This is a genomic window from Sphingorhabdus sp. (assembly GCF_044357595.1).
Lineage (GTDB): Bacteria > Pseudomonadota > Alphaproteobacteria > Sphingomonadales > Sphingomonadaceae > Sphingorhabdus_B.
The window spans coordinates 1-10,655 of the sequence record NZ_JBIKPH010000080.1 but is presented as its reverse complement, the minus strand read 5'-3'; the positions used below and the strand labels follow the sequence as shown (position 1 = coordinate 10,655).

Here is a 10,655-nt window from a genome sequence, read left to right as displayed (position 1 = left end):
TGCAGGCCTACGGCCTGCGGCCATCGATGAGTGGCAAAGGCAACTGCTACGACAACGCATCTGTTGAAACGTTCTTCAAATCGCTGAAGGCGGAGCTGATCTGGCGTCAGAAATGGTCAACACGAAGGCAGGCAGAGGCCGCGATCTTCCAGTACATCAACGGGTTCTACAACACCCGCCGCCGTCACTCATATCTGGGTGGCATCAGCCCGCTGGCGTTCGAAGCAAAGGTGGCATAATGAGATCAGTGACCGGCACAAAACCGTTACAAGTCCAGTTACCATCCGTGGCCGTTGGAGTTGCGCCTAAAAAGGTACCGCTGTGTCGGATTACGCCCTTCGTGCTCATTTTAGGTTGCCCCCGATAAACGCAGCCCAATCCTCCATCAGATCTCGGCGCTTAGCAAGAAGATCACCCCGCCGGTAGGCAGCCTCCACCTTGTTCACGATAGTATGCGCCAGCGCCATCTCTATGGTCTCATTAGCATGGTGGGTTGTTTCTGCTGCCCAGTCACGAAACGATGACCTAAAACCATGCACTGTGAAGTGCCGGAGCCCCATCCTCTTGAGAATGGCGCTGAGCGTCATATCCGACATTGGTTTGCCGCGCGTTCCAGGGAAGATTAATGGCGAACTTGCAAGACGGGGTGTCGCCTTCAATATTGCCATGGCTTTATCAGACAATGGCACTCTGTGCTCTCGCCCAGCCTTCATTCTCTCAGCGGGGACTACCCACATGCCGATCTCAAGATCGATCTCATCCCAACTAGCAAGACGGACTTCCCCTGACCTCGCGGCAGTCAAAATACAAAATTGCAGCGCACTACATCCGATGCCATCTCGTTTTTCAAGATCACGAAAGAAAGCAGGAGTATCTTCGAAAGGCATGGCTGGGTGGTGTCGAACGCGACGCACCTTACTTATGGGGGGCAGAACCGCCTCCAAACCACCCTTGTAAACGGCTGGATTTTCGCCAACGCGCCATCCCATCAACTTGGCAGCATTAAGCACGGCTTCAATCCGCATTCTTACACGACTGGCTGTCTCGCTCTTCGTGCTCCATATTGGCCGGAGAATATCAACCAAATGCTCTGCTGCTACATCTGAGACTGGTATCTCGCCTATCACTGGATAAGCATAGGTAGCGAGTGTGTTAGCCCACTGCTGCGCATGCTTGGCGTTTTTCCAACTAGGGGCTCGGCTCTCAATGAAGTGCTCTGCTGCTCTACGAAAGGTCGTCTCAGTTCGCTTGCTAGCTAGAAGCGTTTGTTTTCTAAATGCTGACTGTGCGTCTTTTATTGACCTCCGCTCATCGAGCGGATCGATGCCGTTAGCAACCTTTGCCTTAAGTTGTGCTGCCTCTGCCCTAGCATTGACCGGTTCAAGCACGTTAAGTGAACCAAGTCCCATTTCTCTGCGCTTGCCATTAAGCTGATATCGGAAAACCCAACTCTTGGTACCACCTGACTTTACGGAGAGGTAGAGACCATTGCCGTCAGGATGTACCCCGAATTTAGCGTGCTTGATTTCAAGTACCGTGAGCACCATTATTTGTTCCACCATTTGTTCCACCACATCCAGGGTGACTGTGAGCGAACTCACAAAAGCAACCAGACACGGCAGGACACATAATTCCCTATAAAAGCAAGGAATTCAAGCTATAAAATGAACGACTGCGGTTACCTGAAATCAAGTAATTGGCGGAGAGATAGGGATTCGAACCCTAGGTACCGTCACCGGCACGCCGCATTTCGAGTGCGGTGCTTTCGACCACTCAGCCATCTCTCCGCAGATCCAAGGGGCTGGTCATTACCGAAAAATCGGCGTGCCCCTAAGACAGAGCGGGGCCATTAACTGAAGTTTTTCACTTTGCCAAGCTTCAAGGTTGATTTGCGCATCGGAAGATATGATATTGCAAATATGAACAATGAAATTCCCCTCCCTGAAATCGCTGAAGCCGCATTTTCCATTGGCGCCGTCGTGCGCCACCGGATCTTTGATTTTCGAGGGGTGGTGTTCGACATCGACCCTGTCTTTGCGAATAGCGAAGAATGGTATCAGTCCATACCCGAGGCGGTACGCCCTGAAAAACAGCAGCCCTTTTATCATCTGTTCGCCGAAAATGGGGAGAGCAGCTACATTGCGTATGTCAGCCAGCAAAACCTGTTGCCAGATCATAAACAGGGTCCAATCCATCATCCCGGCATTGATGCCGTGTTTGAGGGGTGGACTGGAGATCAGTATCAGCTGAAACGGTTAATGCGTCAGTGACTTTCTTGCGGCATTGCGGCGATCCAGTCGCGTAGCAAGCCGACGCCCTCTTTATGCACCGTTGAGCGGCCGAGTTCAGGCATAGCTATACCGGGGTCGGTGCTTTCCATGCGCGCAACGAGAATGGATTGATCGGGGCGTCCTGGTGCAATGATGAAATCAAGATCACCACTTGCCCTGCCCGCCGCCACAGGCCGTTTACCAATGCCTAAGGCGACCGGGCTGCGCGCCGAACCGTCCAGAGAAAGCCCGCTATTGCTGGCCGAACCCTGTGGCGCGTGACAATGGCCGCAATTCACCTTGAGATATTGCTTGGCCTTATCGTCCAAGGTTCCTTCGTCGCTTGCGTCCCATCGCGCAAAAGGCTGAAGTCGGGTTAATGACGGCACCATTTTTGACAACCGTTGCCGATCACCCTTTCGGGGGAACTCCAAATTTTGCCACACCGGGCCAATAGGCATGATGTCGTTTGCAACCAAATGACATTGCTTGCACTGGTTCTTGTTTGGGACGCCGTAGTTAATCGATGAAGTCGTGCCAGCATGTTCGAACATAACGGGCACGCGCGTCCCGCCAATGCGTAAGTCTGCATCAGACCCATCGGCCCGCCAGACATAGGGCAACGCCACCCACCCGGACGCCTTGTGCAATAGCACGCGGGTTTCGATAATGCCCAAGCCACCCGATGCAGCAGGGTAACCAAAGCTTTTGATTAAGGCCGTGCCAACGGGAAATATAAGCCGCCCGTCTTTGTCCGCCGTGACGATTGCTCCTCCAGGAAGGTACATAAACCGCTGCTTAGTAGCATAATCACTGAACAACGGTGTGCGCAGTTCATATGGAATAAGCCTGTCCGATGGCTTTGCCGCACTGCCGCCGAAAAAACCAAAGTCCGACAATGTCGATGGGTTAAGCGTCGCCGTAACCGCGGCATCGGAAATGTTATCCGGTGCCGCAGAAGTCGCCACTGCTGCTGCAAAACATGCCAGAAATGGCAATAACAGCCGCATTAACGGACGATAGCTTCCATCGATTCTGGCAATTTAATCGCTGGTAAGGATGCAGGACGCGATACAGAGCGTGCCAATGGCACCGGCTGCGCGCTTGCGGTGTCCGCTTTCAAATCAGATAGGCCAAGCGAAAGCGCCATGACATCATCCTGAATGATTGGGCGAAAGTCGGCGCCGCCGGCACCATCCCAGAATATAGCGGGAAAGCTGCCGCCCAATGCCGCTGCGATTTCGCTGCCACCACGGAACTGAGGCGCCCAACCTGCGCGGCTGTGCTGATTATTCCAAATCACGACCGCACGCGGGGCCGGATCATATTTGGGATCTTCAAACGGAAAACGATAGCCAACGACCATGATGTTCGTCGTGCCGTTTTCACCGATGACATTATCGAAAATTTCCACATTGCGATTGGCCATCACCATCACGCCGGTTCCGGTGGGCACATTCGCGACAATATTACCTTTTGGGGCAAAATTCTGTGTCATGTTATCGACGATGGTATTGCCAAAAATACGAACATTATGCCCACCCATTTGCGGCAAATTGGGCAAGTCAAACACCAGAATGCCACCCGTATTATGGGTTGCGATATTGTCATGTACATCGGCATCAAAGCTGTTTTCAATCTCGATACCAGCGACATTTTCAACAGCCGTTGAATTACGCACAATGATATTGCGCGATTGCCCGACATAAATGCCGGCATCCGACGCACCGCGTACCAATACGGAATCGATCAGGACATCTTTGCTTTCTACCGGGTAAATTCCGTAGGCGCCGTTTGATGTCTTGGGCCCGCCTGTCCATTCGACGCGAAGCTTATAATAGATAATCCGGTCAGCACCTTTGGATTTTATCCCGTCGCCCTTGCTGTTTTCGACAGCGAATTCACGAAGGACAACATTGTCTGAGGTAACCAAAAGCCCTTCACCGGCACCTTGCTGACCCGAAAAATCAAGCGTGGTTTCAACACCGCCCTGCCCCTTTAACGTGACACCGTCCACGTCAAGCGACAAGCCGTCGGTCAGGGCAAATCTGCCTGCCCCAAGCTCCACAATGTCACCCGGTTCAACCGCAATCAGCGCCTCCTGCAACCGCTCTTGCGCGCCGTCCCCGGGCATGACCAAGATCGTTTTTGCATAAGCAGGTTGAACAAGCGCGCATAAGGCGGCGCTGGCGAATATCAGTTCCCTCATCCTCATGGACATAACATGCCCCAGACGATAGGAAATGCCAAGTAGGATTAGATTGAGTCCCCGAGTATCCAGTCGACGCCCGCGTCAGCGTGGATTTCCGCGCTGTCGTAAATCGGCAAGACATTGGCTTTGGTGTCCACCAACATGCTCAGCTCCGTACAGCCCAGCACAACCGATTTGATGCCCTGCTGATCAATTTCGGTGATGATTGTCTTTAACGCGCGCTCGGATTCCCGCTTAACGATGCCGTGCATAAGCTCATCATAGATGATGCGTTCAAGATCGTTCACATCCTCCATTTCAGCGAGCAACAAGGAGACGCCATGCTTGACAAGTCGCTGGCGATACCAGTTTTCAGCCATGACATTCGCCGTACCAAGCAAAGCCGCGGAATGCAAAGCATCGGCTTTCATCTTTTCCCCGACAGTATCGGCAATGTGGATAAGCGGAAGAGAGATAGACGCTGCAACCGCGTCGAACACTTTGTGCATACTGTTCGCGCAGATCAGAAGCGCTGAGGCACCAGCCTGCTCCAGACGGCGCGCAGACGCTGTAAGAACATCAGCGACATGGTTCCAATCCTCTGATGTGGTCGCTGAAATTGAGGCTCTCAATCAGCAGGGGGGCGTTGCAGCTACCGTTCGTTTGCAGAAGAACCTGCCTGTTGATCCGCGCGTAATAGAGCTCAGTCGAATACCAGCCCAAGCCGCCAATCAACCCCAATTTACGCATGCGCAACGTCCCTCAAAAACTACCGTCGTGTCAGCGAAGCCTTGGAGCCATTTTGACTATCAGCTTCGGCTGACGATCAAAATAGGCTCCAACGTTCACTGGGACGACGCGTGCAGTAAGCAGTCCTTAATGCTGCAAGGACTTAACAATGTCTTCGCACATCTTCTTCGCATCGGCGAGAAGCATCATGGTTTGATCCATGTAGAACACATCATTGTCGACGCCAGCATAGCCAACGCCGCCCATGGAACGCTTAACGAAGAACACGGTCTTTGCCTTGTCCACATCAAACACAGGCATCCCGTAGATTGGTGATGTCTTGTCGGTTTTCGCCGCTGGGTTCACAACGTCATTTGCACCAATGATGAAGGCAACATCGGCTTGCGCAAATTCGCTATTGATATCCTCAAGCTCGAACACTTCATCATAAGGCACTGACGCCTCGGCCAGCAGAACGTTCATGTGGCCTGGCATACGCCCCGCAACTGGGTGGATGGCGTATTTTACGCTCACACCCTGCTTTTTCAGGACATCCGCCATTTCGCGCAGGGCATGCTGCGCCTGCGCAACCGCCATACCGTAACCGGGCACGATGATGACGCTTTCCGCTTGCTGCATCATGTACGCAGCATCTTCAGCAGATCCACGCTTCCATGGGCGTTGTTCCTTGGCCTCGCTGCTAGAAACAGCCGCCTCCGCACCAAAGCCACCAGCGATAACGCTAATGAAGCTGCGGTTCATGGCTTTGCACATGATGTATGACAAAATGGCACCTGACGAACCGACCAGCGCCCCCGTGATAATCATCGCTGTGTTATGCAGCGTGAAGCCCATAGCGGCGGCAGCCCAACCGGAGTAGCTGTTCAGCATCGACACCACGACAGGCATATCTGCGCCGCCAATCGGGATGATGAGCAAAAAGCCGATGAGGAAGGCAAGCGCGGTAACGGTCCAGAAAATCCAAGGGCTTTGGTCAACGGTGAAATAACCGATGAGACCAAGGATCGCTGCCAAAGTACCAAGGTTTATAATGTGGCGAAGCGGCAAGAGGATCGGCGCACCCGACATTTTACCCGCCAGTTTCAGGAATGCGATGACCGACCCTGAGAATGTGATGGCACCAATGGCGATGCCCAAGCCCATTTCAATACGGCTAACCGGGTTAATTTGGCCGTCTTCACCTACGATGCCAAAGGCAGCGGGGTTAAGAAACGCGGCAGCAGCAACAAGAACCGCGGCCATGCCAACAAGCGAGTGGAAAGCGGCCACAAGCTGAGGCATATCGGTCATGGCGATCTTGCGTGCCGTAACCCAGCCTATGCCGCCACCGATCGCGATAGCGCCGAGAATTTCAGGCAGCGATGCGACTTCGTGCGTTACCAAGGTTGTGACAACGGCAATAAGCATTCCGGCCATGCCAAACCGGTTACCGCGCTGCGACGTTGCCGGCGACGACAGCCCGCGCAATGCCAAAATGAAAAATACGCCCGAAATCAAATATGCGAGCATGACCCATGCGGGAGGAGCAGTATGTTCCAACTTAACGCTCCTTTTTCTTATACATAGCGAGCATGCGTGCCGTCACAGCAAAGCCGCCGAAGATGTTTACGCTCGCAAGCGCAATTGCAATTAGACCAAGCCATTTAGCAGTAGGCGATCCACCTGCTGCTCCGGCAATTAACGCGCCAACGATGATGACTGAAGAAATTGCGTTCGTAACGGCCATCAACGGCGTGTGGAGCGCAGGTGTTACTGACCAGACGACGTAATAGCCCACAAAACAGGCCATCACGAAGATGGATAAGATTGAAATAAAGTCCATTATGCCCCCTTACGCCAACAGGCGTTCATTCACGACCTTGCCATCTTTGGTCAGGCGAATTGCTCCGGTAATTTCATCGTCGTCGGGCAACACAGGCTTGCCAGCTTCTTTGTCCCAAAAGGCAGACAGGAAATTGAACAAGTTACGCGCATAAAGCGCCGATGCGTCCGCCGCCAAATGTGCTGGCGTGTTGCTGTAGCCGACGATTTTTACGCCGTGCTTTATGACGATTTCGTCAGCTTTTGAGCCTTCGACATTGCCGCCCTGTGCAACCGCAAGGTCAAATATCACTGAGCCCGGTTTCATGCTCGCAATTTGCGCGTCGGACACCAAACGCGGCGCTGGACGACCAGGAATTAGCGCCGTTGTAATAACGATATCCTGCTTCGCAATATGCGCAGACACGAGCTCGGCCTGAGCTTCTTTATACTCATCGGACATTTCGGTTGCGTATCCGCCAGCGCCCTCACCTTCGATGCCGGCGACATCCTCAACGAAGATCGCCTTGGCGCCTAGGGATTCAATCTGCTCCTTGGTTGCCGAACGCACGTCGGTAGCAGACACCTGAGCGCCCAAACGACGTGCCGTGGCAATCGCTTGAAGCCCTGCGACACCAACACCCATGATAAACGCCTTGGCCGCGCTTACTGTGCCCGCAGCGGTCATCATCATTGGAAAGGCGCGGCCATAAACCGACGCGGCTTCAATAACAGCCTTATATCCCGACAGGTTGGATTGCGAGGACAGTATGTCCATCGATTGCGCGCGCGTTATCCGCGGCATGAACTCCATCGCCAGCGCTTCCACACCAGCCTTGGCATAATCGTCGATACGGCCACGCTGGCCAAAGGGGTCAAGCCCCGCCACCAGCCACGCGCCAGACTTCATGCCCTTCAGCGCTTTGGGGTCTGGTCCTTGAACACCCAAGACAATGTCCGCATCCTTCAACACAGACTCCAGTTTCCCGATCATAGCGCCAGCAGCTTCATAGTCGCTGTCACCGATGGACGCACCCGAGCCAGCTTCTGTCTCGACAGAAACAGTCGCACCTAGTGCAATGAATTTCTTAACGGTCTCGGGGGACGCAGAAACGCGGGTTTCGCCTGGGGTGTTTTCCCTCAGTACAGCGATCTTAACCACTTAAGCCGCGCGACTTGCGATGATCAGAACGACAAGTGCCGTGACAGCTGCCGATACCACCGTGCCCCACTTAAAAAGGGTGATGAACTTTGAATATGTCTCTTTTGCAGGTTCAAGGTCGTGATCGTTTGTCAAAACAGCCTCCATATAAACTTTTATTACATGGAAGCCTTAACCGCTCACTTTCCAATGCTCAAGCGTGATGAACAAAGAAAATATCGTCACTGCCTAACCGGCTCTTTACCCGCTCGCTTCACCAAAGCCTTTAAAGGACCCTTATAGCTCTCGCATGACCGAGGTCGCGCCAGCTGGGTATCAGCCGGTCAACCTTGTACTGAGTGCTTTCTGATCAGGGGACAATCGACGCCGCTTAAGAGGCCTTGCCCAACAAAGCTTGCGTAACCCAAAAGCCCACAAGTGAAGCCGACCCCGTCAGAAATGTACCCCAAATGATATCAAGCACGGTCACTTTCGTGCTCCACACTTTCAAAGTTGCGTAGTTGGTCAGATCATAAGTCATGTAGCAAAAGAAGCCGAGCAGCGCGCCCCAAACAAGCGCCGTCTGCCATTTGCCCGTCAGCAATGCAGGGCCCACGGCGAAGATCATCATCCCCAAAATATATAGCAGATAAAAAATAACCGCTGGCCCCAAACGGAAGCCATTCTTCATCATCATTTGGCCAATCTCTGGCTGGTACAGCCGCGTGTACATGCTGCGCAGCCAGACGCTGTCGATAACTGCAAACGCAAGACCCGTTGCGATATAACCAACCAAATATTTCATAAGCATAATATACTCTCCTCGAACCTTCCAAAGCTGCCTGTGAATGCCTCACGGGTCAAGGTGGCCAAATAGCTATAGATTATATTGTCGCTGTTAATGCTGCATCGCGAAGGCCGCGCCAAACCTGAATAGCTTGCACGGTTTCGGCTACGTCATGCACACGCACGATGTGCGCGCCTTGCTCTACTGCCTTCATGGCTACGAAAATAGACCCGCCAAGGCGGCTCCCTGCGCCCGCTTCGTTCGATAGCGCACCAATCAAGCGCTTGCGGCTCGCCCCAAACAGTATCGCGCAACCCAAGCCGTGGTACATGGCGAGATTGTTGATTATCGCCAAATTCTCGGCCAGTGATTTTCCGAAACCAATACCCGGATCGACCAGTATCTTGTCACGCGACAAGCCAGCGGCTTCGACCTCCGAAATGCGCTGTTCAAGCCAGTCAAACACATCGTACACGACATCCTTATAGATGCCGTCCTTATGCGGATCGCTGCTTTGGCTTGGCGCGTGCATCAGGACTACAGGAACGTCGCTAGCGCGCGCTACGTCTAAAGCGCGGTCGTCATATAAGAGCGCCGAAATGTCGTTGATCATAAAAGCACCCGCTTGCACAGCACCCTCCATCACCAATGCTTTGCGCGTATCGATTGAAATTGCGGTACCTGCACCCTCCAACCTGCGGATGACCGGCTCGACGCGCGCCAGTTCGTCGCGTTCCCAGACCAATGCTGCACCAGGACGTGTAGATTCACCGCCTACATCAATGATAGCGGCGCCCGCGGCCGACATTGCAAACGCGGCCTCGACTGCGACTTCGGGCTCAAAGTTCTTGCCGCCGTCTGAAAAGCTGTCGGGTGTTGCGTTTATGATGCCCATCACGTGCGGTTGATCAAGCCGCATGGTGCGCGCACCCATGTGCAGCGCAGCACGAGGGGACGTTATATGTGCCAGCAGAAGCGCGCAGCGTTCGCGGTGCACGTCAGACAGCGTCGCCGTAAAATCAGTCCACTCATGAACAGCTATCAGCCGCCGATGAGTAAATGTTGCTGCGCGCTCGATATATTCAATTTGTGAGAACCAAAGCATGGTTCCTGCAAGTCGCAAGCTTTCTCCGTCGTGCCGTTGTGGGCACTCCACATAGCCGGAAGGACGAAGATAGATTTGGGTCACGGCTCGGTAGCGAGCAAATAGGTTTGGCGCAGATCGTCAATCGGTTTCATTGCGCCATCGGTGGCAGCATAATGCCAATAGGTCCATCCATTGCAGCTTGGCGCATTTTGGACAGTCGAACCCACTTTATGAATGGAACCATCTACAACGCCGCAAATGATGGACCCGTCCGCCCGCACCGTCGCCTCAAAGTTCCGCTTACGATCAAACAGCTTCGTACCTGGGTTCAAATAACCGGCCTCAACCAACTGACCAAAGGCGACCTTTGGCGCAGACTTTGGCGACTGCATGGTCTTGATCGCGCTCTCGTCCAGCGGCAAAGCAGCGGCGATGCGCTCTTCGGCCACTTCACAGTAAACGTCTTCACGTTCGCAGCCAATCCAGTCACGGCCAAGACGGCGTGCGACCGCGCCTGTTGTGCCTGTTCCAAAAAATGGATCAAGGACGACGTCGCCGGGCTTCGTACAAGCGAGCAATATGCGATACAGCAATGCCTCAGGCTTTTGCGTGGGGTGCGCCTTCACGCC

General features: G+C 53.6%; 12 protein-coding genes, 1 tRNA gene and 1 pseudogene. 2 read left to right on the top strand and 12 right to left on the bottom strand.

Annotated features, from left to right (window positions below):
* Positions 1 to 239: IS3 family transposase (locus ACIQ2T_RS08890; RefSeq protein ID WP_397590497.1), on the top strand; the 239-nt coding region annotated here is incomplete at its 5' end.
* A gap of 105 nt (positions 240 to 344) precedes the next feature.
* Here the strand turns inward: ACIQ2T_RS08890 and ACIQ2T_RS08885 are convergent.
* Together ACIQ2T_RS08885 and ACIQ2T_RS08880 are read right to left on the bottom strand one after the other, a co-directional pair.
* On the bottom strand, positions 345 to 1,601 hold the full coding sequence (locus tag ACIQ2T_RS08885; protein WP_397590496.1) for a tyrosine-type recombinase/integrase: 1,257 nt from the start codon (positions 1,599 to 1,601) through the stop codon (positions 345 to 347).
* Positions 1,602 to 1,697: 96 nt separating this feature from the next.
* A tRNA-Ser gene (locus tag ACIQ2T_RS08880) sits at positions 1,698 to 1,787 on the bottom strand.
* A 132-nt stretch (positions 1,788 to 1,919) separates the two neighbouring features.
* On the opposite strand from ACIQ2T_RS08880, the gene hspQ reads away from it, so the two are divergent.
* On the top strand, positions 1,920 to 2,270 hold the full coding sequence (gene hspQ, locus ACIQ2T_RS08875) for a heat shock protein HspQ (protein WP_397590495.1): 351 nt from the start codon (positions 1,920 to 1,922) through the stop codon (positions 2,268 to 2,270).
* On the opposite strand, the gene ACIQ2T_RS08870 is transcribed toward hspQ, so the two are convergent.
* The 10 genes and pseudogenes from ACIQ2T_RS08870 to ACIQ2T_RS08825 all read right to left on the bottom strand — a co-directional run.
* Positions 2,264 to 3,280 (bottom strand): SO2930 family diheme c-type cytochrome, encoded by a 1,017-nt coding sequence (locus ACIQ2T_RS08870; protein WP_397590494.1) that lies wholly within the window; start codon positions 3,278 to 3,280, stop codon positions 2,264 to 2,266. The two genes, hspQ and ACIQ2T_RS08870, sit on opposite strands and share 7 nt — an antisense overlap.
* A complete protein-coding gene (locus ACIQ2T_RS08865) occupies positions 3,280 to 4,491 on the bottom strand; it encodes a parallel beta-helix domain-containing protein (protein WP_397590493.1) in 1,212 nt (403 codons plus the stop codon). The genes ACIQ2T_RS08870 and ACIQ2T_RS08865 overlap by 1 nt, the downstream gene beginning before the upstream one ends.
* Positions 4,492 to 4,526: 35 nt before the next feature.
* A pseudogene (locus ACIQ2T_RS08860) lies at positions 4,527 to 5,211 on the bottom strand (aspartate/glutamate racemase family protein).
* 126 nt (positions 5,212 to 5,337) lie between these two features.
* Positions 5,338 to 6,720 carry an NAD(P)(+) transhydrogenase (Re/Si-specific) subunit beta gene (locus ACIQ2T_RS08855; RefSeq protein WP_397590498.1) on the bottom strand — a complete coding sequence of 461 codons (1,383 nt, stop codon included), beginning with the start codon at positions 6,718 to 6,720 and terminating at the stop codon, positions 5,338 to 5,340.
* A 31-nt stretch (positions 6,721 to 6,751) separates the two neighbouring features.
* A complete protein-coding gene (locus tag ACIQ2T_RS08850) occupies positions 6,752 to 7,033 on the bottom strand; it encodes an NAD(P) transhydrogenase subunit alpha (protein ID WP_306062586.1) in 282 nt (93 codons plus the stop codon).
* A 9-nt stretch (positions 7,034 to 7,042) separates the two neighbouring features.
* Positions 7,043 to 8,173, bottom strand: coding sequence for a Re/Si-specific NAD(P)(+) transhydrogenase subunit alpha (locus ACIQ2T_RS08845; RefSeq protein ID WP_397590492.1), 1,131 nt, complete (start codon positions 8,171 to 8,173; stop codon positions 7,043 to 7,045).
* A complete protein-coding gene (locus ACIQ2T_RS08840) occupies positions 8,174 to 8,308 on the bottom strand; it encodes an aa3-type cytochrome c oxidase subunit IV (protein WP_300036182.1) in 135 nt (44 codons plus the stop codon).
* A gap of 235 nt (positions 8,309 to 8,543) precedes the next feature.
* Positions 8,544 to 8,963, bottom strand: a complete 420-nt coding sequence (locus ACIQ2T_RS08835) for a DUF2177 family protein (RefSeq protein ID WP_397590491.1) — start codon at positions 8,961 to 8,963, stop codon at positions 8,544 to 8,546.
* 73 nt (positions 8,964 to 9,036) lie between these two features.
* The gene (gene folP / locus ACIQ2T_RS08830) at positions 9,037 to 10,044 is read right to left on the bottom strand and encodes a dihydropteroate synthase (protein ID WP_397590490.1); all 1,008 of its coding nucleotides are present in this window, start codon (positions 10,042 to 10,044) and stop codon (positions 9,037 to 9,039) included.
* Between the two features lie 80 nt (positions 10,045 to 10,124).
* A partial coding sequence (locus ACIQ2T_RS08825; protein ID WP_397590489.1) for a site-specific DNA-methyltransferase occupies positions 10,125 to 10,655 on the bottom strand: 531 nt, incomplete at its 5' end.

What these genes read in the sequence shown, in the direction of transcription:
- hspQ (WP_397590495.1), top strand. Translation starts at nt 1,920, where the DNA reads ATGAACAATGAAATTCCCCTCCCTGAAATCGCTGAAGCCGCATTTTCC.
- ACIQ2T_RS08870 (WP_397590494.1), bottom strand. Translation starts at nt 3,280, where the DNA reads ATGCGGCTGTTATTGCCATTTCTGGCATGTTTTGCAGCAGCAGTGGCG.
- ACIQ2T_RS08865 (WP_397590493.1), bottom strand. Translation starts at nt 4,491, where the DNA reads ATGTCCATGAGGATGAGGGAACTGATATTCGCCAGCGCCGCCTTATGC.
- ACIQ2T_RS08855 (WP_397590498.1), bottom strand. Translation starts at nt 6,720, where the DNA reads ATGCTCGCATATTTGATTTCGGGCGTATTTTTCATTTTGGCATTGCGC.
- ACIQ2T_RS08850 (WP_306062586.1), bottom strand. Translation starts at nt 7,033, where the DNA reads ATGGACTTTATTTCAATCTTATCCATCTTCGTGATGGCCTGTTTTGTG.
- ACIQ2T_RS08835 (WP_397590491.1), bottom strand. Translation starts at nt 8,963, where the DNA reads ATGCTTATGAAATATTTGGTTGGTTATATCGCAACGGGTCTTGCGTTT.
- folP (WP_397590490.1), bottom strand. Translation starts at nt 10,044, where the DNA reads ATGCTTTGGTTCTCACAAATTGAATATATCGAGCGCGCAGCAACATTT.